This window comes from Metabacillus sp. KJ11-3 (assembly GCF_055808295.1).
On the sequence record NZ_CM147865.1, the window covers coordinates 1,201,035 to 1,226,429 of the forward strand.

Annotated in this window: 21 protein-coding genes and 2 pseudogenes; 18 read left to right on the forward strand and 5 right to left on the reverse strand. The window is 36.7% G+C overall.

Annotated elements, in window-relative coordinates:
* The first annotated feature begins 2 nt into the window (after nt 1-2).
* From recN to AC0L8O_RS06230, 4 genes are all read left to right on the forward strand, one after another.
* Nucleotides 3-1,703, forward strand: coding sequence for a DNA repair protein RecN (recN, locus tag AC0L8O_RS06215; protein ID WP_473446991.1), 1,701 nt, complete (start codon nt 3-5; stop codon nt 1,701-1,703).
* 291 nt (nt 1,704-1,994) lie between these two features.
* Nucleotides 1,995-3,272, forward strand: coding sequence for a SpoIVB peptidase (gene spoIVB / locus AC0L8O_RS06220; RefSeq protein WP_473448702.1), 1,278 nt, complete (start codon nt 1,995-1,997; stop codon nt 3,270-3,272).
* Between the two features lie 322 nt (nt 3,273-3,594).
* Nucleotides 3,595-4,383, forward strand: a complete 789-nt coding sequence (gene spo0A / locus AC0L8O_RS06225) for a sporulation transcription factor Spo0A (RefSeq protein ID WP_026558863.1) — start codon at nt 3,595-3,597, stop codon at nt 4,381-4,383.
* Between the two features lie 140 nt (nt 4,384-4,523).
* Nucleotides 4,524-4,844: a hypothetical protein gene (locus AC0L8O_RS06230; protein WP_473446992.1), complete on the forward strand. Its 321-nt coding sequence runs from the start codon at nt 4,524-4,526 to the stop codon at nt 4,842-4,844.
* 182 nt (nt 4,845-5,026) lie between these two features.
* Here AC0L8O_RS06230 and AC0L8O_RS06235 read toward each other — a convergent pair whose 3' ends face one another.
* The 4 genes from AC0L8O_RS06235 to AC0L8O_RS06250 all read right to left on the reverse strand — a co-directional run bounded on the left by AC0L8O_RS06235 (nt 5,027) and on the right by AC0L8O_RS06250 (nt 7,494).
* Nucleotides 5,027-5,458, reverse strand: coding sequence for a YkvA family protein (locus tag AC0L8O_RS06235; protein WP_473446993.1), 432 nt, complete (start codon nt 5,456-5,458; stop codon nt 5,027-5,029).
* Between the two features lie 411 nt (nt 5,459-5,869).
* A complete protein-coding gene (locus AC0L8O_RS06240; protein WP_034331831.1) occupies nt 5,870-6,088 on the reverse strand; it encodes a helix-turn-helix domain-containing protein in 219 nt (72 codons plus the stop codon).
* 93 nt (nt 6,089-6,181) lie between these two features.
* Nucleotides 6,182-7,156 carry a beta-ketoacyl-ACP synthase 3 gene (locus AC0L8O_RS06245; RefSeq protein ID WP_473446994.1) on the reverse strand — a complete coding sequence of 325 codons (975 nt, stop codon included), beginning with the start codon at nt 7,154-7,156 and terminating at the stop codon, nt 6,182-6,184.
* A 191-nt stretch (nt 7,157-7,347) separates the two neighbouring features.
* A complete protein-coding gene (locus tag AC0L8O_RS06250; RefSeq protein WP_473446995.1) occupies nt 7,348-7,494 on the reverse strand; it encodes a YycC family protein in 147 nt (48 codons plus the stop codon).
* Between the two features lie 237 nt (nt 7,495-7,731).
* Here AC0L8O_RS06250 and AC0L8O_RS06255 point away from each other — a divergent pair, with 237 nt between their 5' ends.
* Nucleotides 7,732-8,472 (forward strand): glycerophosphodiester phosphodiesterase, encoded by a 741-nt coding sequence (locus AC0L8O_RS06255; protein WP_473446996.1) that lies wholly within the window; start codon nt 7,732-7,734, stop codon nt 8,470-8,472.
* 58 nt (nt 8,473-8,530) lie between these two features.
* Here AC0L8O_RS06255 and AC0L8O_RS06260 read toward each other — a convergent pair.
* Nucleotides 8,531-8,749 (reverse strand): annotated as a pseudogene (locus AC0L8O_RS06260) (DUF2627 domain-containing protein); the annotation flags it as partial.
* 254 nt (nt 8,750-9,003) lie between these two features.
* Between AC0L8O_RS06260 and AC0L8O_RS06265 the strand changes: the two are divergent.
* From AC0L8O_RS06265 to AC0L8O_RS06325, 13 genes and pseudogenes are all read left to right on the forward strand, one after another.
* Nucleotides 9,004-11,076 carry a sigma 54-interacting transcriptional regulator gene (locus AC0L8O_RS06265; protein ID WP_473446997.1) on the forward strand — a complete coding sequence of 691 codons (2,073 nt, stop codon included), beginning with the start codon at nt 9,004-9,006 and terminating at the stop codon, nt 11,074-11,076.
* A 319-nt stretch (nt 11,077-11,395) separates the two neighbouring features.
* Nucleotides 11,396-12,292, forward strand: coding sequence for a phosphate butyryltransferase (gene yqiS / locus AC0L8O_RS06270; protein WP_473448705.1), 897 nt, complete (start codon nt 11,396-11,398; stop codon nt 12,290-12,292).
* Between the two features lie 21 nt (nt 12,293-12,313).
* The gene (gene bcd, locus AC0L8O_RS06275; protein WP_473446998.1) at nt 12,314-13,411 is read left to right on the forward strand and encodes a branched-chain amino acid dehydrogenase; all 1,098 of its coding nucleotides are present in this window, start codon (nt 12,314-12,316) and stop codon (nt 13,409-13,411) included.
* A gap of 184 nt (nt 13,412-13,595) precedes the next feature.
* Complete coding sequence (gene buk / locus AC0L8O_RS06280) at nt 13,596-14,702, forward strand: butyrate kinase (protein WP_473446999.1); 1,107 nt, start codon at nt 13,596-13,598, stop codon at nt 14,700-14,702.
* A gap of 125 nt (nt 14,703-14,827) precedes the next feature.
* Entirely contained in the window at nt 14,828-16,249 is a 1,422-nt protein-coding gene (gene lpdA / locus AC0L8O_RS06285; protein WP_473447000.1) for a dihydrolipoyl dehydrogenase, read from the forward strand.
* A 75-nt stretch (nt 16,250-16,324) separates the two neighbouring features.
* Nucleotides 16,325-17,317 (forward strand): thiamine pyrophosphate-dependent dehydrogenase E1 component subunit alpha, encoded by a 993-nt coding sequence (locus AC0L8O_RS06290; protein WP_473447001.1) that lies wholly within the window; start codon nt 16,325-16,327, stop codon nt 17,315-17,317.
* Nucleotides 17,318-17,328: 11 nt separating this feature from the next.
* The gene (locus AC0L8O_RS06295) at nt 17,329-18,312 is read left to right on the forward strand and encodes an alpha-ketoacid dehydrogenase subunit beta (RefSeq protein ID WP_078432666.1); all 984 of its coding nucleotides are present in this window, start codon (nt 17,329-17,331) and stop codon (nt 18,310-18,312) included.
* 39 nt (nt 18,313-18,351) lie between these two features.
* Entirely contained in the window at nt 18,352-19,590 is a 1,239-nt protein-coding gene (locus AC0L8O_RS06300) for a dihydrolipoamide acetyltransferase family protein (RefSeq protein ID WP_473447002.1), read from the forward strand.
* Between the two features lie 243 nt (nt 19,591-19,833).
* Nucleotides 19,834-20,133 (forward strand): hypothetical protein, encoded by a 300-nt coding sequence (locus tag AC0L8O_RS06305; protein WP_473447003.1) that lies wholly within the window; start codon nt 19,834-19,836, stop codon nt 20,131-20,133.
* Entirely contained in the window at nt 20,130-21,731 is a 1,602-nt protein-coding gene (locus AC0L8O_RS06310) for a methylmalonyl-CoA mutase family protein (protein ID WP_473447004.1), read from the forward strand. The genes AC0L8O_RS06305 and AC0L8O_RS06310 overlap by 4 nt, the downstream gene beginning before the upstream one ends.
* Nucleotides 21,728-23,874, forward strand: a pseudogene (scpA, locus tag AC0L8O_RS06315) (methylmalonyl-CoA mutase). Before AC0L8O_RS06310 ends, scpA begins: the two are co-directional and overlap by 4 nt.
* Nucleotides 23,871-24,881, forward strand: coding sequence for a methylmalonyl Co-A mutase-associated GTPase MeaB (gene meaB / locus AC0L8O_RS06320; protein WP_473447005.1), 1,011 nt, complete (start codon nt 23,871-23,873; stop codon nt 24,879-24,881). The pseudogene scpA and the gene meaB overlap by 4 nt, the downstream one beginning before the upstream one ends.
* Nucleotides 24,882-24,950: 69 nt before the next feature.
* Complete coding sequence (locus AC0L8O_RS06325) at nt 24,951-25,388, forward strand: BrxA/BrxB family bacilliredoxin (RefSeq protein WP_026558877.1); 438 nt, start codon at nt 24,951-24,953, stop codon at nt 25,386-25,388.
* Nucleotides 25,389-25,395: the final 7 nt, after the last annotated feature.

Genomic DNA, 25,395 nt, shown 5'->3' on the forward strand with positions numbered 1-25,395 from the left:
GTTTGTTAGCGGAATTATCAATAAAAAACTTTGCTATTATTGAATCTTTGACTGTTTCTTTTGAAAAAGGTTTAACTGTTTTAACAGGTGAAACAGGGGCAGGTAAATCAATTATTATAGATGCGATTCATTTATTGGCTGGAGCCCGGGGCTCTTCTGAATTTGTGCGATATGGTGAAAAACGGGCAGAGTTAGAAGCGCTTTTTCTCTTAGATGAGGATCAACACCCGGTTTATGAACGTTGTAAAGAATTTGGCATTGATGTGAGTGATGGTATGATTATTCTCCGCAGAGATATGAGTTCCTCAGGAAAAAGTATTTGTCGAATAAATGGAAAGCTCGTGACTATAGCAGTATTAAGAGAGATAGGCCAGTTATTAGTTGATATTCATGGACAACATGATAACCAAGAGCTAATGAATGAGGAAAATCACTTATCATTGTTAGATCAATATAGTGGTAAGGAAGTCAAAAGTGCTCTTATGGCTTATTTAGAGCTTTATCAACGTTATGATGGGTTAAAAAGAAAAATCATTCAGCTTTCGGAAAATGAACAAGAGATGGCTCATCGCCTTGATTTGCTTCAATTTCAACTTGAAGAAATCGAAAATGCGGAATTACAACCTAAAGAAGATGAGCTGCTTCAGGAAGAAAAGCATCAAATTTCAAATTATGAAAAAATCTATGATTCATTAAACAACAGTTACAATTCATTGCATGGTGAGCAAAGAGGGTTGGACTGGGTTGGCCTAGCGATGAGCCATCTTGAAAATGTAAGTCATATAAATACAAAACTAAAAGAATTATCTGAGACAATTTCAAATGCGTTCTATATGATAGAAGATCTCTCATATGAAGTTCGGAATGAATTAGACTCATTGGAATTTGATCCGGAGAGATTAAACTATGTTGAAGGTCGTTTAAATGAAATTAATCATTTAAAACGTAAATATGGACAATCAGTTGAAGAGATTTTGACCTACTCTGCGAAAATCGAAGAAGAAATTGACACCATTCAAAACAAAGATAGTCATTTAACCAAATTGCAAAAAGAACTTGAGTCAGTGCTGGAAGACCTTTCTGTTGAAGCAAAAAACATTTCAGCTATACGGAAGAAGCACGCGAAGGTATTAATTGATGAAATACATCAAGAATTAAAAGAACTGTATATGGAAAAAACAAGCTTTGATGTGAATATTGATGAGAGGCGTACACCGTCACATGAGCTAAAATATAGTTCTAACGGTGTCGATGAAATCGAATTCTATATATCAACAAATCCGGGGGAACCGCTTAAGCCGCTTAGTAAAACAGCATCAGGTGGAGAGCTTTCAAGAATTATGCTTGCGATGAAAAGTATTTTCTCCCAACACCAAGGGATTACTTCAATAATATTCGATGAAGTAGACACAGGTGTAAGCGGGCGGGTTGCCCAAGCAATAGCAGAAAAAATTTATCGTGTCTCAAGTGGGTCACAAGTATTATGTATCACACACTTACCACAAGTTGCAGCAATGGCAGATACCCACTTATATATCGCAAAAGAAACAAAAGCCGGTAGAACTAAAACAAGTGTAAAACCTCTAAATGAGGAAGAAAAAATTAAAGAAATTGGTCGTATGATTGCAGGTGTAGAAGTGACTGAATTATCTAAAGAACATGCTAAAGAACTTCTTTCTCTTGCACACACGGCAAAACGATAAAGTGAGGCTACCATCATTATATGGTAGCTTCTTTATTATTAAGTAACTACTACCAAGATTAACATTGCCAACTCGGTAAAAGACTATACGATGTGAAAGGATTTTGCCAAATTAAAAAATCTTCAAGAGAATATACGTTAAATCCTGCTAAAACTTGCAACAAATCCTTCATTTTTCTAGTTATTCAAGTTATAAATAAGCTTCCAAAAGGCTACATTAAAACTGTAGCCATAAAGACTTTATGGTGTGGGTTAGGAGCGAGGAGAGTGAAGGTTTTTGCAGACAGATAAAATGAGAAAATTAGTTGGTGTACTTCTCCTTGTGTTAATAATGAGTTTAGGTTTTGTAAAAGAAGTTCAAGAATATGTAAAAATGCCAAAAACGGTAACAGTATTTGAGTCTCAAACAGTGAATGTTGACAATTCTTTACCTGTAAATGCTAATCAACCTTCTGAGGAAGCATTTACAGTTCAAAAAAATAATGATGGTAAAACACTTGATATACATGGGAAAGAAGCAGGTGAAGGTGAAGTTGTTTTTGATCTTGCAGGCTTTCCTGTGAAAAAAGCCGGTGTAAAGGTTTTGCCTGATTTTAAGGTTATACCTGGTGGACAGTCAATTGGTGTAAAACTAAATACTCTTGGCGTATTGGTGGTAGGCCACCACCAAATTGCTACAACTGACGGTAAAAAATCTCCCGGTGAACTAGCAGGTGTTGAAATAGGAGACATTATTACTCATATTAATGGAAAAAAAATTGAACAGATGAGTGATGTTACTCCGTTTATTCAAAAAGCTGGAAAAACCGGAGAACCTCTTGACTTAGTTTTAAACAGAGAACAAGTAGAAGTAAAGACCAAATTGTATCCTCTTAAAGACGAACATGATCATTCCTATCGTATTGGATTATATATTCGAGATTCTGCGGCTGGAATTGGAACAATGACATTTTATGACCCTAAGTCGAAAAAATACGGTGCATTAGGACATGTTATATCTGATATGGATACAAAAAAACCGATTGTTGTAGACAATGGACAAATTGTTCGTTCTACAGTTACCTCAATTGAAAAAGGAAGCAACGGTAATCCTGGTGAGAAATTAGCAAGATTTTCAAGTGATCGCCAAGTAATTGGGAATATTACGAGAAACAGCCCTTTTGGAATTTTTGGTGAATTAAATCAGGGTATTAATAATGGTGTTATGGATAAAGCGATGCCAATTGCCTTATCAAATGAAGTGAAAGAAGGACCAGCAAAAATTTTAACTGTAGTTGATCAAGACAAAGTTGAGGAATTTGAAGTCGAAGTGGTTAGTTCTGTTCCTCAAAAATTCCCAGCAACAAAAGGGATGGTTATAAAGATTACCGATCAACGACTACTTGATAAAACAGGTGGCATTGTTCAAGGAATGAGCGGTAGCCCTATTATCCAAAACGGTAAAGTAATAGGGGCCGTGACACATGTTTTTGTTAACGATCCAACTTCAGGTTATGGAGTTCATATAGAATGGATGTTAAATGAAGCAGGTATAGATATATATGGAAATCAAGAACAAAAAGCGAGCTAAACTCTTACTGTCAAGGAATTTAATTTCTTGACAGTTTTTTTTCTTTTTAGCACTCCCTAATTTAACCTTTTCATTTTTGACAAATTTATGTACAATAAAGGAGAAAGATTTTTCGACAAATACATGTGTTTAGTTAATTGTCAAATGATGCATTAAGTCGAAAAACGAAGTAAAATGAAGAAAGTCGTAGTTTTCCTCCATTTTTTAAAGTTTTTTTGAAAAAATAAAGGGTTTTTTATAGGATTGTCGAAATTATTTATTATGTAATCATATGTATAGATATCAGACATATTGGCAAATCAACACTGAGGAGGAAGTTTTTGTGGGAAAAATAAAAGTTTGTATAGTTGATGATAACCGAGAGCTTATAGGTTTATTAGAGGAGTATCTTTCAAGTCAGGATGATATTGAAGTTCTTGGTGTAGCATATAATGGTCAAGAATGTTTAACAATGTTAAAAGACAAAGATCCTGATGTATTAGTATTAGATATTATTATGCCTCACTTAGACGGTTTAGGTGTTTTAGAAAAACTTAGACAAATGGATCGTCCCCAACCGAATGTTATCATGCTAACAGCATTTGGTCAGGAGGATGTGACAAAGAAAGCTGTTGATTTAGGGGCTGCTTACTTTATTTTAAAACCATTTGATATGGAAGGGCTGGCAAGTCACATACGTCAAGTCAGTGGTAATGCAGCACCAATTATTAAACGATCAAGTTCATCTATCAGAACAAATGAACCTCAATCTAAAGGAAAAAACTTAGATGCCAGTATTACAAGTATTATCCATGAAATTGGAGTTCCTGCACATATTAAAGGTTATTTATATTTACGTGAAGCTATCTCTATGGTTTACAATGATATTGAATTATTAGGTTCAATTACAAAAGTTTTGTATCCAGACATTGCGAAAAAATATAATACAACTGCTTCCAGAGTAGAGCGTGCTATTCGTCATGCAATTGAAGTAGCATGGAGCCGTGGAAACATCGAATCAATCTCATCTCTTTTTGGCTACACGGTAAGCATGACAAAAGCGAAACCGACAAATTCAGAGTTTATTGCGATGGTAGCGGATAAGCTACGTTTGGAGCATAAAGCAAGCTAATCTGTTGCTGTATAAGGGTTTAGGGCACTTTACTAAAGTTGGAATAGTGAAACAGATGACCAACGAATAAATTATAAAGCACTTAATAATAGGTCTTCCTATTTATTGGATAAATCCAGTAAAAAGGGAGGCCTATTGTTATGTCTATTATTGAATATCATTTAGATAATTTTATGTTGTATCGAGATTCAAAAAATCTGTCTCGAAAAACACTTGCAAGTTATGTACAGACTATGAAACTGTTTCAAGTTAATTTAGAAAAAGAAATGAAAATTACAGACATCAACAAATCTGGACACTTTCGACAGTGTGTTAAATATTTACGAGAGAGAGGGAAATATACTGTTGTTTCCAATGATAAATCTAAAAAAATCAATCATACTGATCAACACAGACATGAATTGGTTCTTTTTTTAATCCAATTTATGTCATGTGCAAAAAAATATGGAAGGATAATTTAGGTAAGGGGAAACAGATCGATTGGATCGATAACGAGTAACACAGATCAGGGTTAAGACTTGTTTCAGTGTGAGGAAGGTGTAGGGGTAACAAATTTGACCTTCCTTACAAATGGCGAAAATCAATACTCTATAAAATATCAATTTTCGTAATAAAAAAGGCTCCTTAGAGAGCCAAGGAAGAATCAATTACCTATATTTTCTGCATCTTCTTTGTTAACTTTTTTATTTAATGTATCATCTACTGTATTAGTTTCTGACACTGCATTGTCACCAAACCAAATTCTGATTCTATATTTTGCCTTAGCTTTTACTTCATCATCAATAAACATAGCGACAGTTACTAATGCACCGAACAATCCTGACATATCATCAGCATAACCGCCAGGAAGTAAATCAGGGATTAAATCAACAGGAAGTATAAAATAACCTAATGTTCCTATTATAACCGTCTTAGCCCATACAGGAGTTGTTGGCTTTTGGAGAGTATAAAAAAGTAATAGTGCCACATAAACAACCGAAACACCGGCTTTTTTACCAAATTTCTTTAGCTTGCTCCAAAAAGACTGTTCTGAAAAATGTTTTGAATAGTTTTCGGTTTTTACATCTTTAGACATTATTTTACCTCTCAAATAAGATTTATTTAGATCCTAACATAAGGCTATTTTATCAGAAATTAGATTGAAGAATAGGTTGATCAGTAAATAAATTTAGAAAATGATGAAAAAAGAGTTCTTTAGAAGTGGTTTTAAACCCTTGGTGTTATTGAGGTTTGCAAATCGATAAGAGGTAAAGGGTAAGTTGTTAATATCCACAAAGGTATATTGTGGATGTCCAATATTAATAATGTTGAAGCAGTTTATGAAAAATAATAATTAACTTTTATATTGTAGGAATTTACTATTATATGCTCAATTCAATTTAGATACGATACAACTGACCACTAAATACACCATACACAAGTCAATAAAGAAGAACATTGAGAAATAAGGAGACCTTTTTGTTTTACAAAAAAAGAGTGAATCTAATCACTCTCCGGCAACCTTCCAAACATAAAGGTCTTCTATATTACAATTTAGTGCTTTTGAGACTGTCATTGCATTGTTCAAGTTCATGACTTTTTTATCTAAATAGCCATGTAATTGTTCCAGTGGAATGTTTGTATTTGCCGCCAAAACATCAAGCTCAGTGTTACTTTTGGTTAAAAGTGCTTTTAAATTACTTTTCTTTGCTTTATATGCTGCCAAATTTGACACCTCGCTTCTAGTCAAGCATAGCACAATAAGGAAAATATTGAAACTTTCATATGGTATTTTTACATTTTTTGTGATTTGCTGAAACTAACCCCATTTTATAACCTGACCGGAATGAGAAAGACCACCACCAAAGCCGTAGAGTAATAATGTATCTCCAACTTTTATTTGTCCTTCTTTAATTCCTAAATCTAGAGATAATGGGATTGAAGCTGCTGATGTATTTCCGTAATTGACCATACTGTAAATAGTCTTTTCTATACTAAATCCGCTTTTTTCACAGATGGATTCGATCATTCTTAAATTCGCACTATGTGGAATAAACCAATCAATATCGTCTATTGTCAAGTTTGTTGTTGAAAGCAGGATATTCATATATTTAGGGACAGTTGTAACAGCCCATTTATATACTTCTCTTCCATTTTGGACAAGTTGGCTTTTATGTTCGAGATTTTGTTGAAACATAGTGTGTGATAAATTTGTACTATAAAGGTGAATCGCTTTTTCTCCTTCGGAATGAACAGAGGAGGCAAGGAAATGCCCTTCCTGCTCTTCTTCAACAAGTACTACTCCTGCACCATCTCCAAATAAGATGCAAGTGGTTCGATCAGAAAAGTCTGTCATTTTTGAGATGGTTTCTGCTCCAATGACAAGAACCTTTTTATGAAGTCCACTAGTAATTAATGCATTTGCCATATGAAGTCCATAGGTGAAGCCTGCACATGCCGCGTTTAAATCAATTGCTCCTGCATTTCGAATGCCTAATTTTCCTTGTATATAGGAAGCCACACTTGGTGTTTGATAATCCGGTGAAATGGTACTTACAATTATAAAATCAACATCACTAATTTCTTTGTTGTAGCGTCTGATTAAATCTTCTATTGCCTTTATACATAGATCACTTGTAAATTCATTATCTGCTGCGAATCTTCTTTCTTTAATGCCTGTTCTCTTTGTTATCCACTCATCATTTGTATCGATCATTTTTTCGAAATCATGGTTCGTTATCACTCGTTCAGGGACATAAGATCCAATAGCTGTTATTCGAGCCTTTGAAAACATTTGATTCACCTCATCGGGTTTAATAACCTTATCATAACATCTATTTCTATTACTTGGTACTAATTTTGATAATAATTGTTGTCAAAAAGGAAAAAATGATATGTGCGGAGAATGTTATAAGGGAAATAAAATGAGGAAGAAATATATAGAAAACCCCTTACTTTTAGTATAAAAATAAGGGGTTTGCAGGATTATTTCTTTTCCTCTTCGCTTTTGTTAAGTTCAGCAAGCTTTGAAATCAGGATATGCTGTGGCATATGCATAATTTGTTCGAGAGGAACATTAAGTGATTTGGCCAGCTTCTGAGCTGTCTCAGCAGAAATTTGCAATGGTCTCATAAGATCAACCTCCTACATTTATTCCATTCTTAAAGCGCAGTATGACACTATCTTCAGAATTCGAGAGAGTTACTGCCCGTAAAGAATCGACGAAGGACAGGACGTCCAAGTCAGGTGAAGCCACAGGGAATGGGGCTTTGAGTGTGATAAGTTTCGCTAACCATCAGTGGGGGAGGAAGAAAACCCCACTGATGGGAGTCTCACTTTATTTTTACATGAAAAGAAGGTGTATTCAAGATGACATTGATTTTTGGACATCGGGGAGCAGCTGGTACTTACCCTGAAAATACGATGACTTCGTTTATTGCAGCGTATCAAGCTGGTGCTGATGGTATTGAGTTAGATGTTCAAATGACAAAAGACGGTGAACTTGTTGTTATTCACGATGAAACAGTTGATCGAACAACAGATGGGTCCGGTTTTGTTGGTGAGTTGTTATTATCAGACGTTCTAAAGTTAGACGCTAGCTATACCTTTTCACAATATACTGGACAAGTCAAAATTCCTACTCTTGAGGAAGTGTTAAAATGGGTAGAAACTCTTCCTTCATTTTTAATCAATATTGAATTAAAGAATGGAATAATTGAATATCCTATGATTGAGGAAAGGACGATTGAACTAGTTCAAAAATTCAATCTTGAAAAACGGACGATCATATCCTCTTTTAATCATTATAGCTTAGTGAAATGTGCGGAGCTTTCAGGTGAGATCGAAACGGCTATATTGTATATGGAGGGGCTATATAAGCCTTGGGAATACGCGAAGGATGTTGGTGCTTCAGGGCTGCACCCGCATTATTACGCTGTAAACCGGGGGATTATTGAGAATTCTAAACTTCATCAAGTTTCCGTAAGACCGTTTACAGTCAATGAAGAGAAGATAATGATCGATTTAATGGAAAATGATTGTGACGCTTTCATTACGGACTTTCCCGACAGGGCTGTCGAGCAGAGAAAAAAATATCAACAAAAAGAGTGATCAAATTTTGGTCACTCTTTTTGTTGATTGGAATTCTATTTTTGAACTCTGCTAAATTTTTTTGGACTTTATTTCGTTTTCGGTCTCTGTAAAAAATAAATCCTGCTACAAATGAAAGACCGCCAAGAAAGAATAGTAGTCCTATTAAAAACTGCACCCATAAAAAGGGGATAGGAGGCTGAAGAATTCCAAATGTCATATCACGCATAAGTTTAATACCAAAAGCAGCAAATAATCCTGGAATAACCATAATAATTAGAGCAATGATTCTTGACATAGAGCAGGCGTCCTTTCTTCTATACGATCAGAAATTATATATATTTTATGGATGATAGTATAAGGAAACTGAGGTTTTCCTCAATTAAAACTTGGCGACAAGCTAAGTTTCTCAAACTATAAATAATTGTCTGTTTCTTCTCCTTGTTTGTCAAGTAGCATTCGTATGCGATATGATAAAGGTGTGCAAAAAATTGCAAATGTTTGAATTTAAGAGTACGGTCATTCCGATGTGTACAAAGGGGATAGATTTTTATGCAGCGAGTTATGATAGTTGGGGCAGGTAAAGCTGGTTTGGCACTATTAAAGAGAATGGTTGAAACGTCAATAATGAAAGTAGTTGCTGTTATTGACCAAAATGAGCTAGCGCCAGGGATAGAATATGCAAAAAAGCGAGGCATACAAACAAGTACAAAATGGGAACCGTTCGTGAATTCTAACCTCAATATCATTATTGAGGCAACAGGTTCTAACGAAGTGATGCAAAAATTACAAAAAGTAAAGCATTCTGACATGATGATCATTCCCGGATCTGTAGCTCTAATCATTTCTGAGCTTGTTGAAGAAAAAGAGGAATTGATTGCAAGGCTAAAAGAAGAAACGTATAAACAGCAAACGATCTTTAATTCGACAAATGATGGAATGATTGTTATTGATATTAACGAAAAAATCATTTTGTTTAATAAAATGGCTGAAAAAATCACCGGTTTTCCTCGAGAAAAAGCAATAGGCTTAAATATAAAAAAGGTAATCTCATCAAGTAAGCTTGGAAGAACATTAAAAACCCGTGAAGTTGAAATAAATCAAGAACAAGTACTGGAAAATGGTTTAAAGATTATTACAACGAGAATTCCAATGATTGATGAATCTGGAAATCTGCTAGGTGCATTGTCGTTGTTTAAAGATATTACTGAGGTTGTAAATTTAGCAGAGGAAGTCACAAATTTAAAAGATATACAGATGATGCTAGAAGCGATTATTCAATCTTCTGAAGAAGCTATTTCGGTTGTTGATGAGGAAGGTAGAGGAATTCTTATTAACCGTGCATATTCAAGGCTAACAGGGTTAACTGAAGATCAAGTAATAGGTAAACCTGCAACAGCCGATATTTCAGAGGGTGAGAGTATGCATATGAGGGTTTTACAAACGAGGCGTGCTGTCCGCGGGGCAAGAATGAAAGTTGGACCGGCTAAAAAAGATGTAATTGTTAATGTTGCACCAGTCATTGTTAGCGGTAAGCTAAAAGGAAGTGTTGGAGTTATTCATGATATGTCTGAAATACAGACCTTAACAACTGAACTAAACCGGGCTCGACAAATCATTCGAACGTTAGAAGCAAAATATTCATTTGAAGATATTATTGGTGTAAGTGACGAAATGAAAATGGCAATTGAACAAGCGAAATTAGGAGCCAAAACACCTGCTACTGTCTTGCTGAGAGGGGAATCGGGAACAGGAAAAGAGCTATTTGCCCATGCAATCCATAATGCAAGTGACAGGAAGTACAATAAGTTTATTCGAGTTAATTGTGCCGCGATTTCTGAGAACCTTCTTGAAAGTGAACTGTTTGGTTATGATGAGGGGGCTTTTTCTGGAGCTAAACGAGGCGGAAAAAAGGGATTCTTTGAAGAAGCGAATAATGGAAGTATCTTTTTAGACGAGATAGGTGAGCTCTCAGCTAATATGCAGGCAAAGCTATTACGGGTACTGCAAGAAAATGAAATTGTCAGGGTTGGAGGAACTAAGCCAATTGCTGTAAATGTACGTGTAATTGCAGCTACAAATGTAAATATTGAAAAGGCCATGGCTGAAGGGAGCTTTAGGGAGGATTTATATTATCGACTAAATCGATATCCAATCTCCATTCCACCATTAAGAGATCGTAAGGAAGATATACCGGCATTATGTGAACGTTTGCTTCGAAAATTAAATCAAGACTATGGAAGAAATATTGAAAGCTTAACATCACAGGCTACCAATCAGCTTATTCAGTATCATTGGCCTGGAAATGTTAGGGAGCTTGAAAATGTCCTCGGAAGAGCGATTATCTTTATGGAATATCATGAAACGACGATAAGTGAAAAGCATATTCCAGTGCTTCAACTTTCTCGACATGAAAGAAAAGTACAAGAAAATAAAGCATTTGTCCATAATAATGAAGAAACACTTGCTGAGGCGGTTGAACGAGTTGAGGCAGATGTTATAAAACGATCTTTGGAGTTTCATGAATATAATCGAACACAGACAGCAAAAGCTTTAGGAATTTCATTAAGAAGTCTTTATTATAAAATGGAAAAGTATAATCTTGCAAACAATAGCATGCAATAGAATTCATAGTTTGCAAAAAGGTGCATGATCGTTATATGATAAAGAAGGATAAATGATGAATTCTTTCTATGCACAAATTGAAAATGTAAGAAATCAGTGGATCATACATGAGAAAAGCTATGGCTTTCGCAAATAGAATATAGCGGCAAGCCACGGTTTTTCTACTCTTTTTTTCATACATAAATGTGGTTTTTAAGATTTTTTTATTTAATCACTCGACTTAAAATGGGACAAGGACTTTTTTGGCATACTTCTTGCTTATATTTAAGAGACAATTAGTTGATGGTCAAATTGATGTTTTGGAAGGAAATGAATGAGAATGAAGTTGGAAAACCTGCTTATAGAAGCAGCAAAAATAAAAGGTCAAAGCGTAGCTGTGGCATCAGCTGAGGATGAAGAGGTCATAGAGGCGGTAGCAGAGGCAATTAATCGTGATTTAGCTCATTTTATGCTTTTTGGCCAAAAGGATGAAATTGAACTTTTGTTGGACAAAAAAGGAATTAAAAAGGAAATGGTTCAAATCATTCAATCTCGCTCTCAACAACAAGCTGCAGAGCTTGCGGTAAGAGCTGTTCATCAAAATGAGGCATCAGTTCTTATGAAAGGTCATATTCCAACATCCATTCTTTTAAAGGCTGTTTTAAATAAGGAATATGGCTTAAGGACTGGAAGAGTTTTATCACATGTTGCTATGTTTGACATACCAGGGTTTTCTAAAGCGGTTTTTGTAACAGATGCTGCAATGAACATTGAACCGGATTTACAACAAAAAGAGCAGATCGTTGTAAATGCTGTAAATGTTGCGCGATCAATCGGAGTATCTGTACCAAAGGTCGCAGCAATCGCAGCTGTAGAGGTTGTTAATCCATCTATGAAAGCAACCCTTGACGCAGCAGCGCTTACAATGATGTATAAGAGAGGTCAAATTCAAAATTGTGTGATTGATGGCCCTTTAGCACTTGATAATGCAGTCTCTCTTCTTGCGGCACAACATAAAGGAATCAAAAGTGAGGTTGCAGGGCAAGTTGACATCCTCTTGGTTCCGAGTATTGAAGCAGGAAATGTTCTCTATAAATCATTGATTTATTTTTCGAAAGCAAAGGTGGGAGCAGTAATCGCGGGAGCCAAAGCTCCAATTGTCCTAACAAGCCGATCTGACACTTCTGAAAGTAAACTATATTCATTAGCATTGGCTTTATGTTCTTCAGAAAAGTAAAACCTTAGGAGGAAGCACATCATGGAAATTTTCAAATATATGGAGCAATATGACTATGAACAATTGGTATTTTGCCAAGATAAACAATCAGGATTAAAAGCCATTATTGCTATTCACGATACAACATTAGGCCCTGCCTTAGGTGGAACACGAATGTGGACATATGCTTCAGAAGAAGAAGCGATAGAGGATGCACTTCGTCTTGCTCGTGGGATGACATATAAAAATGCTGCCGCAGGATTAAATCTGGGAGGCGGAAAAACAGTTATCATTGGTGACCCTAGAAAAGATAAAAATGAAGAAATGTTCAGAGCATTCGGCCGGTATATTCAGGGACTGAATGGTCGCTATATTACTGCTGAGGATGTTGGGACTACTGTTGCTGATATGGATCTCATTCATGAGGAAACAGATTATGTAACAGGTATTTCTCCTGCATTTGGTTCATCGGGTAATCCTTCGCCGGTTACGGCTTTTGGAGTATACAGGGGGATGAAAGCTGCTGCAAAAGAAGCATTTGGTACAGATTCTCTTGAAGGAAAAGTTGTGGCAGTACAAGGTGTAGGAAATGTTGCGTATAATCTTTGCAAGCATCTCCATGAAGAGGGAGCAAAATTAATAGTAACAGATATTAATCAGGAAGCTGTTCGAAGAGCTGTAGAAGATTTTAATGCTAAGGCTGTTGAACCGAACGATATTTATAGTGTTGATTGCGATATTTATGCACCATGTGCATTGGGAGCAACAATAAATGATGTTACGATTCCCCAATTAAAAGCAAAAGTTATTGCGGGTGCGGCAAATAATCAATTAAAAGATACAAAGCACGGTGAATTAATTCATGAGTTGGGAATAGTGTATGCACCTGATTATGTTATTAATGCAGGTGGTGTAATCAATGTAGCTGATGAATTGTATGGTTACAATAGTGAAAGAGCGCTCAAAAAAGTGGAAACAATCTACAATAATATCTCACGGGTTATTGAAATAGCAAAACGGGATGGTATTCCAACATACAAGGCTGCTGATCGCTTAGCAGAAGAAAGAATTGAGAGAATGAGAAACTCCCGTAGCCAATTTTTACAAAACGGTCATCATATATTAAGTCGAAGATCTTAATAATGAACAAAATTAGGGAATTAACCTTAACAATTAGTACAATTAATTCACGTAAATGACCGGAAGCCATTTTGTTGAGGTTAATTCAGTGCATTAATCTTTGTCTCAAAAAACCTCAGGGAAGAAGCTGTACATAACGAAGTAATAAATAAAATGAATGAATAACTACGGAGGTTTTGGCCAATTGCTGAGCAATGAATATCGAATACTTGTCATAAATCCAGGTTCAACCTCAACAAAAATTGGTGTGTTTGACAATAAAAGATCTATATTTGAGAAAACACTTCGGCATGATGCTGAAAAACTTAATACGTTTTCGACTATTATCGATCAATACGAATTTCGGAAACAAAGCATCCTTGAAACATTAGATGAAGAAGGGATTAACATCTCCAAATTAAATGCGGTCTGTGCCCGCGGCGGACTCCTTCGTCCAATTGAGGGCGGTACATACACAGTTAATGACGAGATGATTGAGGATTTAAGAAAAGGTTTTGCTGGACAGCATGCCTCTAATTTAGGTGGCATTATAGCTTTTGAAATTGCTGCTGCCCTAAATATCCCAGCTTATATCGTAGATCCGGTGGTTGTGGATGAAATGGAAGAAATCGCGAAAATATCAGGTATCCCCTCTATTCAAAGAAGAAGTATTTTTCATGCATTAAATCAAAAAGCAGTTGCACGTAGAGTGGCGGCAGATCTCAATAAAAAATATGAAGATTTAAACTTAATCATTACTCATATGGGTGGAGGCATCACTGTTGGTGCTCATAAGAACGGTCGTGTTATTGATGTAAATAACGGTTTGCATGGTGATGGACCATTTAGTCCCGAGAGAGCGGGGACTGTACCGGCAGGGGACCTTGTAGCAATGTGTTATTCTGGAGACTTTTACCGGGAAGAAATGATGAAGAAGCTTGTAGGACAAGGTGGATTAGTCGGATATTTAGGAACGAATGATGCAACAAAGGTAGAGAAAATGATTAAAGCAGGGGATCAAAAAGCAACATTAATTTATAATGCAATGGCCTATCAAATTGCAAAAGAAATTGGCTCTGCAAGTGCAGTTTTAAAAGGTAAGGTTGATGCAATCGTATTAACTGGGGGATTAGCATATGGAAAAACCTTTGTTAATAAGATTTCATCATATGTTGATTGGATTGCAGATGTTTATGTGTTTCCAGGTGAAAATGAGCTGCAGGCGTTAGCTGAAGGTGCACTCCGAGTATTAAGAAAAGAAGAGGAAGCCAAACATTATCCGAATGAGAAAATGGTGTCAAAGGTTTTTTAACTGTTATAACAACATCGGACACCTTAGCCTTGCTGGCATAAAGAAATGGTAGAAAAGAAGTAGAACAACAGGTGTTCTTTATAAAAAATATTTGTTGCTTCCTACAAATGAAGGAGTGTATGAAAGTGGCTACTGATTACGATTTGGTTATTCTTGGTGGAGGTACCGGTGGCTATGTTGCTGCAATTCGGGCTTCACAGCTTGGACTTAAAACAGCGATTGTGGAGAAGGGGAAACTTGGAGGAACCTGTCTTCATAAAGGGTGTATCCCTAGTAAAGCATTATTAAGAAGTGCAGAAGTTTTCACCACTGCAAAAAAGGGTGATCAATTCGGTGTAGAAACATCCGATGTTAAGCTGAATTTTTTGAAGGTACAAGAGCGAAAACAAGCCATTGTTGATCAATTGCATCAAGGTGTTCAGCAATTAATGAAAAAAGGTAAAATTGATATTTATGAAGGATTCGGTCGAATTCTTGGCCCATCCATTTTCTCTCCAATGCCCGGTACGATTTCGGTTGAGATGAACAATGGAGAGGAAAATGAAATGCTTATTCCTAAGAATGTCATTATTGCTACGGGTTCAAGGCCAAGAAGTCTTGGTGGACTAGAAATTGATGGCAAAACGATTATAAGCTCTGATGAAGCTCTGGAATTAACATCCCTACCAAAATCAGTGATCATTGTTGGAGGTGGTGTAATCGGTATTGAATGGGCTTCAATGCTATCAGACTTTGGAGTTAGTGTGACTCTATGTGAATATGCTGACCGCATCCTTCCGACAGAAGATGTAGAAATTTCAAAAGAAATGACTCGATTAATGACAAAAAAAGGTGTAAACATTTATACAAGTACAAAGGTATTACCGGAGACAGTTAACAAGGAAAATGGTGTAACCATTCACGCTGAGTATCAGGGTAAACAAAAAGAATTTGCAGCAGATATTATGCTCGTATCTGTTGGGCGAAACCCAAATGTCGAGGGAATTGGTCTTGAAAATACAGATATTCAGCTAGAAAAAGGTTTTATAAACACGAATCAGTTTTATCAAACGAAGGAAACTCACATTTATGCAATTGGTGATGTTATTGGCGGGTTACAGTTAGCTCATGTAGCCTCACAGGAAGGGATTATTGCCGTGGAGCATATAGCAGGTAAAAATCCAATTCCAATGGATTATTCATTGATATCCAAATGTATTTATAGCTCGCCTGAAGCAGCGAGTTTAGGGTTTACTGAAGGTGAAGCGAAAGAAAAAGGGCATAAAGTGAAGATTGGTAAATTTCCTTTTAAGGCGATTGGGAAGGCACTTGTATTTGGTGAAGTTGATGGTTTTGTTAAACTTGTCGTTGATGAGGAAACAGATGACCTTTTAGGAGTTCATATGATTGGACCACATGTTACAGACATGATATCTGAAGCAGGTCTTGCGAAAGTTCTTGATGCCACACCGTGGGAGATTTCACACACCATTCATCCACACCCGACATTATCAGAGGCAATTGGTGAAGCAGCACTTGCCGTTGATGGCAAAGCTATCCACTTTTAATAGTAAAGTGTAAGTGCATGTCGGAGGCATGGTTACTGAACGGGCGCTTACGCTTTTAAACTAGGAGGTATACAAATGACAGAAAATCGTCATCAAATGTTAAACCTTACTGATGAAGATGTATTAAATATGTATGAAACAATGTTGTTAGCAAGAAAAATTGATGAACGGATGTGGCTTTTAAACCGTGCTGGTAAAATTCCATTTGTTATTTCTTGTCAAGGACAGGAAGCAGCTCAAGTGGGAGCAGCTTTTGCACTAGACCGTAAAGAAGATTATGTGCTTCCCTACTATAGAGATATGGGAGTTGTTTTAAGGTTTGGTATGACAGCAAAAGACCTCATGCTTTCAGGCTTTGCAAAAGCAGAGGATCCAAATTCGGGTGGAAGACAGATGCCGGGACATTTCGGTCAAAAGAAAAATAGAATTGTCACCGGATCCTCACCTGTTACAACTCAAGTTCCACATGCGGTTGGTATCGCACTTGCAGGGAGGCTGCAAAAAAAAGATTTAGTTACGTTTGTGACCTTTGGTGAAGGATCATCAAATCAAGGTGATTTCCATGAGGGAGCTAATTTTGCTGCAGTTCATAAACTGCCTGTTATTTTCATGTGTGAAAATAACAAGTATGCTATTTCTGTTCCTTATGATAAGCAAGTTGCATGCGAAAAAATTTCAGATCGAGCAATTGGATATGGAATGCACGGTGAAACTGTAGATGGTAATGATCCACTTGAAGTGTATCGGGCTGTAAAAGAAGCAGCAGATCGGGGACGTCGCGGAGAGGGTCCTACCTTAATTGAAACAATCTCATATCGATTAACACCACATTCTAGTGATGATGATGATCGAAGTTACCGGGAGCAAAACGAAGTTGCTGAAGCAAAGAAAAATGATCCGGTGTTAACATTTGCCCAGTATTTAACATCACTTGGAATTTTAACAGATGAAAAAGAAAAAGAAATCATCGATAACATAATGACAATTATAAATGAGGCAACCGAATATGCAGAAGCGGCTCCATATGCGGATCCAAATCACGCTTTAAAATATGTGTATGCTGAGTAGGGGGAGAAAATATGGCTGTTATATCGTATATTGAAGCCATTACAATGGCAATGCGTGAAGAGATGGAGCGCGACGAAAATGTTTTTGTATTAGGCGAAGATGTTGGCAAGAAAGGTGGCGTTTTTAAAGCAACTGCAGGTCTGTATGACCAATTCGGTGAAGCTCGCGTAATAGATACACCGCTTGCTGAATCAGCCATCGCTGGTGTTGGTATTGGTGCGGCTATGTACGGAATGAGACCAGTAGCAGAAATGCAATTTGCTGATTTTATTATGCCTGCTGTCAATCAAATCGTTTCAGAGGCGGCTAAAATTAGGTATCGATCGAACAATGATTGGAGTTGTCCTATAACTATTCGAGCACCTTTTGGTGGTGGTGTGCATGGGGCATTATATCATTCTCAATCAGTCGAAGCGATGTTCGCGAATCAACCAGGACTTAAGATTGTTATTCCGTCAACACCATATGATGCCAAAGGGCTTTTAAAAGCAGCGATACGTGATGATGACCCGGTACTTTTCTTTGAACATAAACGTGCATATCGTTTAATAAAAGGTGAGGTACCAACTGATGATTATGTATTGCCAATTGGAAAAGCAGATGTGAAGCGTGAAGGAGATGACGTAACTGTTATAACGTATGGGTTATGTGTCCACTTTGCTCTTCAAGCTGCTGAACGTTTGTCAAATGATGGTATTTCTGTTCATGTAGTTGATTTACGTACAGTATACCCGTTAGATAAAGAAACAATTATTGAAGCAGCTTCCAAAACTGGTAAAGTATTACTTGTCACAGAAGATAATAAAGAAGGAAGTATTATTGGTGAAGTTTCAGCTATTATAGCAGAAAACTGTTTGTTTGATTTGGATGCTCCAATTATGAGACTAGCAGGTCCTGATGTACCAGCGATGCCTTATGCTCCAACGATGGAAAAATTCTTTATGATGAATCCCGATAAAGTTGAGGAAGCAATACGTAAATTAGCTGAGTTTTAATAATTTGTAGAAAAGCCTTTTAACCGAGGAGGTTCCATTGTGGCTATAGAAGAAATTAAAATGCCCCAGTTAGGGGAAAGTGTGACAGAAGGTACCATTAGTAAGTGGCTCGTTTCTGTTGGTGAAAAGGTAGAAAAGTATGCCCCGTTAGCAGAGGTCATGACAGATAAGGTTAATGCAGAAGTACCCTCATCATTTAGCGGTGTCATTAAGGAGCTTATTGCTAATGAAGGAGACACTTTAGATGTTGGAGATGTTATTTGCCACATCGAAGTTGAGGGTGAGTCAATAGAAATAAAAGATCAACCTTCGAAAATAAAAGAACAAAATGAACAGTTAAGTGAATCACCCCAAAATAATCAAAACAAAAAAAGATATTCCCCTGCAGTCCTAAAACTTGCACAAGAACATGAAATAAATCTTGAACAAGTTAATGGTACCGGTGCGGGTGGACGTATTACACGAAAAGATTTATTACAAATAATTGAATCAGGCTCAATACCTGCTCCAGCTGCAAAAGAAGAAATGCCTGCACAAATAAAATCTTCTAAAGTCTCAGCACCAGATACAGCTCAAACAGGTGATCGAGAAATACCAGTAACAGGTGTAAGAAAAGCAATTGCTGCAAATATGGTAAGAAGTAAACATGAAATTCCACATGCCTGGATGATGATGGAAGTGGACGTGACTGAGCTTGTTAAGTATAGAAACTCAATAAAAGATGATTTTAAGAAGAATGAAGGATTTAATCTAACCTTTTTTGCCTTCTTTGTAAAAGCTGTTGCACAAGCTTTAAAAGAATTCCCGCAAATTAACTCAATGTGGGCGGGAGATAAAATTATTCAAAAGAAGGATATTAATATATCAATTGCTGTTGCAACTGAGGATTCCTTATATGTGCCTGTTATAAAACATGCAGATGAAAAAACAATCAAAGGAATTGCAAGAGATATCACTGATTTAGCATACAAGGTAAGAAACGGAAAGTTAACCTCAGAAGATATGCAGGGAGGTACTTTTACAGTTAATAATACTGGTTCATTTGGATCTGTTCAATCAATGGGAATTATTAATTATCCCCAAGCAGCAATCATTCAGGTTGAATCCATTGTGAAACGTCCAGTTATTATTGATGGGATGATTGCAGTAAGAGACATTGTGAATTTATGTATGTCCTTAGATCATAGGATTCTTGATGGATTAGTAAGCGGTCGTTTCCTTTCAAGAGTCAAAGAGATTCTTGAGCATACATCTAAAGAAACAACATCAATTTATTAACACATCAAAAAAAGTAATCGATCTTTCGGTTACTTTTTTTAATAGTAATGTAACTGAAAAACATAGGAATGTTCATTGCTGTGATGAGGAAATTATAATAGAATAAGATTATAAATAAATGTAAGCGTATACTTTTTTACTGTAATTGCGATTTTTGTAAAGTAATTATCTACAAGGAAGCTCGCATAATATGATATAAGGTAAAAGTTCAAAGGGGGTGGGCCTCCATTTTGGAGGTGCAATATGGAGGAGGAACAGAGAGCATCTGTAACTAGGGATAAACATAAAGCTTGGGAAAAAGAAGTGGAAAAATCATTAAGAGGCAAACCTATAGAAAATTTAATGAAAATGTCTGATGAAGGAATAGTGATCAAAGCGTTATACGATGAATTAGATTTAGATCATAATGTAACTAGTAGAATACATCTAAAAGGAAAAGATCATCAATTAAAAATCAGTCAATTAATATCAGCAAAAGATCCCCAAGATTTAAAAGAAAAAATAATCTACGCAAAAAAAGAGGTCAACACTCCTTCTATATGACAAATATTGATTATATAGAAAGAGAACAAGATATAGTTGATGCTTTTTCTTCATTAAATTGGACTGAGGATATTGTTTTTATTGATGTGGGAGAAAACATAGGGTTTACGCCTTTGTTCTTTCACCACCAAAAAATGCAGCATCAATTTAAACATGTTTTTGGAACGATTAGCTTTGATCCTTATGAGGAGCTTTTACTTGAAGGGGAAGCTCAGGTTTCACTTGGGACTAAACTGGATTTTTTGGCTGATACGATGAAATGGTCTGCCGCAAATGAAGGACATGTTCGATGTCTATTAATAAAAGGAAATATCTATAGTGAAGCGGGAGCAAATGCACTTCAAGAGTTAGTTTTTACTTTTTCACAAGCGATTGATCTCATAAATGAGCTTATAAATAGGGGGATTCCATTTGAAAGTATTGAGAACTCATTAACGATCTCACTTGGTGTTGGATCAAATTTTTTTATGGAGATCGCTAAGTTCCGAGCGGCAAGGGATATATGGGCTTCGATTGTTCAAGCATTTGGTGGAAGTGCACAAGAGCTTAAAGTTAACCTGCATGCTATTACAACAACCTTTAACAAAACCGCATTTGATGCTCATGTCAACTTGCTTCGCTCAACAACAGAAAGTTTTTCTGCAGTTCTTGCTGGAGTGAATGAGATAACAATTTTGCCTTTTGATCATGTGTTAAATCAATCTAGTATTCTGGCAGAAAGAATAGCAAGGAACACATATTTTATATTGAATGAAGAAAGTTTACTATCAAAGGTTGTTGATCCATCTGCGGGCTCTTATTATGTTGAAACAATAACGAAACAACTAGGGATGGAAGCATGGGAGAAAATAAAAGAAATTGACCAAGATGGAGGGTTTTTACCTCAATTAAAACAGGGAACCATTCAGCATGAGCTCGAGAAGATGAGGGAAAAACGAATGACGGTAGTAAATAAAAGAGATAAACTAGTAATCGGAACTAATGCATATGCTTTAACAAATGAAAAAGTAACAGTAAAGAAGGAAGAAAAAGGTAAAGTTCCCAAGAATCTAACTGAGATTAGGCCTTCATTCCAGGAAGTGTTAACCTATATTGATAAAGAGAAAAGAGTTCCGACAATGAAAGGTGACGATCAAAAAGAAAAACTTCAAATTAACCCTATTCAATGTCAAAGATTAGTTGAGCATTTTGAGAGGCTTCGTTTTCAGGCTGAAAAAGCAAAAGAACAGGGTCGTCTTGTTAAAGTTGGAATCATTACATTTGGAAAGTTAAAGAACTATAAGCCAAGCCTTGATCAAATTAGTGGAATCTTAGCAGCAGGAGGAATTGAATTTGAACTTACCTCTTGGGATGACCTAAGAGCTTTACCTAACCTACAAGTTGTTATTCTATGCGGTAAAAAAGAAGATGTTCAAGTTGTAGATTCCGCTTATATTCAGCAGTTAAGGAAAGATAATCCATCCCTCTACATTTATATCATGGGGAATGAGGAAGATATGACAGATAACCTCAACCTATCTGGTGTGATTTCTTTGCATGATGATATCTATCAATTTATACTAAACATCCATAATATTTTGGGGGTTAGTAAAGAATGAAAAGACGTGATCTATCTAATTCTCCATTCGTTCAATTTAAACAAGAACAAAATACAAAAAATGAAACCTACTTAACAAATGAACAAATTAACATAAAGAGTCACTATGATGAACATGATTTAATTTCTCTTCAACACCTAGGGTCTTTTCCTGGGATAGAGCCTTTTGTAAGAGGTCCATATTCCACAATGTATGTGAATCGGCCATGGACGATAAGACAATATGCCGGATTTTCAACAGCAGAAGAAAGTAATAGATTTTACCGAAGAAATTTAGAGATGGGACAAAAAGGGCTATCTGTTGCGTTTGATTTGGCAACACATAGGGGCTATGATTCTGATCATCCACGGGTAACTGGAGATGTTGGAAAGGCAGGTGTCGCGATCGATTCAATCTTAGATATGAAGCAATTATTTGATGGCATACCATTAGATGAGATGTCTGTCTCTATGACAATGAACGGTGCGGTATTACCTATTATGGCTTTTTACATCGTGACAGCAGAAGAACAGGGAGTTCCAATAGAAAAGCTTACTGGCACAATCCAGAACGATATTTTAAAAGAATATATGGTTCGGAATACCTATATTTATCCACCTGATATGTCTATGAAAATTATAGGTGATATTTTTGAATATACATCGAAAAATATGCCGAAATTCAATAGCATTAGTATATCCGGCTACCATATGCAAGAAGCGGGAGCACCTGCAGATCTTGAACTTGCTTATACACTTGCAGATGGCCTTGAATATATTCGTACCGGTCTTAAAGCCGGTCTGGATATTGACCAGTTTGCCCCTAGGTTGTCATTTTTCTGGGCAATAGGAATGAATTACTTCATGGAAGTAGCAAAGATGAGGGCAGCCCGCTTCTTATGGACATCGATTGTAAAAGAATTTCAACCGAAAAATCCTAAGTCAATAGCCTTAAGAACCCATTCTCAAACATCAGGATGGAGCTTAACAGAGCAAGATCCTTATAATAATGTTGTTCGAACGTGTATCGAGGCCCATGCAGCTGCAATGGGGCATACCCAGTCTCTTCACACCAATGCATTAGATGAAGCAATTGCATTGCCAACTGATTTTTCAGCAAGGATCGCTCGAAACACACAGCTTTATCTTCAACATGAAACCGGGATCTGTGATGTGATTGATCCTTGGGGTGGTTCTTATTATGTTGAATCACTCACCCATTCTTTAATCGAGAGAGCGAAGCTGCATATGAAAGAAATTGAGGAACTGGGCGGGATGACGAAGGCAATTGAAATAGGATTGCCAAAGATGAAAATTGAGGAAGCTGCTGCCCGGAGACAGGCGAAAATTGATTCAGGTCAAGAAGCAATCATTGGCGTAAATAAATTTAAGTTAGAGCAAGAGGAACCAATCGATATACTTTCAATTGATAATAAAGAAGTAAGAAATAAGCAAATTGCAAAGATTAAGCAAGTAAAAGCAAATCGAGATGATAGAAAAGTGACAAAGGCACTGCAGGCATTAACAAATTGTGCTGCTGCAAAAAGGGGAATTTGTTGGAATTAGCTGTTGAAGCGGCAAGACATAGGGCCACTTTGGGTGAAATTTCCTTCGCGATTGAGAAGGTTTCAAAACGTCATCAAGCGATGATACGTACAATTAGTGGTGTGTATAGTTCCGAATTTACGAATGAAGATGAAATAAAGAAAGTAAGAGAATTAACGGATCAATTCTATCAACTTGAAGGAAGACGGCCTAGGATTTTAATCGCAAAAATGGGTCAGGATGGCCATGATAGAGGAGCAAAGGTAATCTCAACAGCATTTGCAGATCTAGGCTTTGATGTTGATATCGGTCCACTTTTTCAAACACCTGAAGAAACAGCTGCACAAGCTGTAGAAAATGATGTTCATGTGGTGGGCATGAGCTCATTAGCCGCAGGTCACAAAACGTTATTACCGCAATTAGTGGATGAATTAAGAAAGCTTGGAAGGGAAGATATACTTGTCATTATTGGCGGAGTAATCCCATACCAGGATTATGAAGAATTAACGGATAAAGGAGCTGCAGAAATTTTCGGACCAGGAACTGTCATCCCTGTTGCAGCCACAAAAGTAATAAACAAAATTTTTGAAAGACTTGGATATGAGGAAGTCGGCGAATGAAAAAGTTCGTAAAGAAAAAAACGGACACTCCAATAGAACAGCTTATAGCAGGAATTGAAAAAGGAGACCGAGGTTTACTAGCACAAGCTATCACATTGGTAGAAAGCAATGCAAAGCAACATTTTGAGAAAGCACAAAAAATAATTGAATCATTGCTTCAGAAAAACAATTCTACAATTCGTATCGGAATAACAGGTGTACCAGGTGCAGGCAAAAGTACGTTCATTGACTCGTTCGGAATATATCTCTGTGAACAAGGATACCGTGTAGCGGTTCTTGCGATCGATCCCACAAGTCAAGTTTCTAAAGGGAGTATAATGGGAGATAAAACGAGGATGGAGAGATTATCGAAGCATCCAAATGCTTATATAAGACCCTCTCCCTCCGGTGGAAATCTTGGTGGAGTTAGTAGGAAAACAAGAGAAACGATTATTTTATGTGAAGCCGCTGGATATAATATAATTCTTGTTGAAACGATGGGGGTAGGGCAAGGAGAATTTGTTGTACGGGAAATGGTTGATTTTTTCCTTCTACTCGTATTAACTGGAGCCGGTGATGAATTACAAGCGATGAAAAAAGGAATTATGGAGTTACCAGATTTAGTTGTAGTGAACAAAGCAGATGGAGAAAATATGTCCAGGGCTAACAAAGCTAAAAGTGAGTATAACTCTATTCTTCACTTTTTAACATCCTATACAAAAGACTGGGAAACAAGGGCTGTTACTGCTTCCGCATTGGAGGGAACAGGGGTCGTGGACATATGGGAAATCGTGAAAGACTTTGAGAAACAAACAAAAAAAAGCAATCTTTTTTATCAAAGACGCAGTGAACAACAGTTAAATTGGCTTCATGACCTAATCAAACAAGAGTTATTTCGTCATTTTTACGATCAACCGCTTATAAAAAAAGAGCTTCATTTAGCTGAACAAACGGTTATAACAGGGACGAAACATGTGAGCAGGACTGCGCTGGAATTAGTACAAATGTATATAGAACATAAACGATAAGCGATCTATTTGCTCATTTAATAGAAAGCTTGGTAAAATAGGTTTATTGATGATAAAGGAGAGATTTTTTTGAACATGGATTTTAATTTATTTATGAATGATATTGTGCAACAAGCTCGTAAAGAAATCGTTGCAGCAGGTTATACAGAGCTTACAAGTCCGGAAGAGGTTGATGAGGTACTGAATAAAAAAGGAACAACACTTGTAATGGTTAACAGTGTGTGTGGTTGTGCCGGCGGTATCGCTAGACCAGCAGCAGCACATGCTGTTCATTATGACAAACGCCCTGATCAACTGGTTACTGTATTTGCAGGACAAGATAAGGATGCAACTGCAAGGGCGCGTGAAATGTTCACAGGGTACCCGCCTTCATCTCCATCATTTGCTTTATTGAAAGATGGAAAGCTGCTGACAATGGTTGAACGTCATGAAATTGAAGGTCATGATCCGATGTCAGTTGTAGCGAAGTTGCAATCAGCTTTTGACGAATATTGTGAAGAGGTATAGTACATGA

Coding starts and splice junctions, on each gene's coding strand:
- spoIVB (WP_473448702.1), top strand. CDS start 1,995: ATGAGAAAATTAGTTGGTGTACTTCTCCTTGTGTTAATAATGAGTTTA.
- AC0L8O_RS06230 (WP_473446992.1), top strand. CDS start 4,524: ATGTCTATTATTGAATATCATTTAGATAATTTTATGTTGTATCGAGAT.
- AC0L8O_RS06235 (WP_473446993.1), bottom strand. CDS start 5,458: ATGTCTAAAGATGTAAAAACCGAAAACTATTCAAAACATTTTTCAGAA.
- AC0L8O_RS06245 (WP_473446994.1), bottom strand. CDS start 7,156: ATGTTTTCAAAGGCTCGAATAACAGCTATTGGATCTTATGTCCCTGAA.
- AC0L8O_RS06250 (WP_473446995.1), bottom strand. CDS start 7,494: ATGAGACCATTGCAAATTTCTGCTGAGACAGCTCAGAAGCTGGCCAAA.
- AC0L8O_RS06255 (WP_473446996.1), top strand. CDS start 7,732: ATGACATTGATTTTTGGACATCGGGGAGCAGCTGGTACTTACCCTGAA.
- AC0L8O_RS06265 (WP_473446997.1), top strand. CDS start 9,004: ATGCAGCGAGTTATGATAGTTGGGGCAGGTAAAGCTGGTTTGGCACTA.
- yqiS (WP_473448705.1), top strand. CDS start 11,396: ATGAAGTTGGAAAACCTGCTTATAGAAGCAGCAAAAATAAAAGGTCAA.
- bcd (WP_473446998.1), top strand. CDS start 12,314: ATGGAAATTTTCAAATATATGGAGCAATATGACTATGAACAATTGGTA.
- AC0L8O_RS06290 (WP_473447001.1), top strand. CDS start 16,325: ATGACAGAAAATCGTCATCAAATGTTAAACCTTACTGATGAAGATGTA.
- AC0L8O_RS06295 (WP_078432666.1), top strand. CDS start 17,329: ATGGCTGTTATATCGTATATTGAAGCCATTACAATGGCAATGCGTGAA.
- AC0L8O_RS06305 (WP_473447003.1), top strand. CDS start 19,834: ATGGAGGAGGAACAGAGAGCATCTGTAACTAGGGATAAACATAAAGCT.
- AC0L8O_RS06310 (WP_473447004.1), top strand. CDS start 20,130: ATGACAAATATTGATTATATAGAAAGAGAACAAGATATAGTTGATGCT.
- meaB (WP_473447005.1), top strand. CDS start 23,871: ATGAAAAAGTTCGTAAAGAAAAAAACGGACACTCCAATAGAACAGCTT.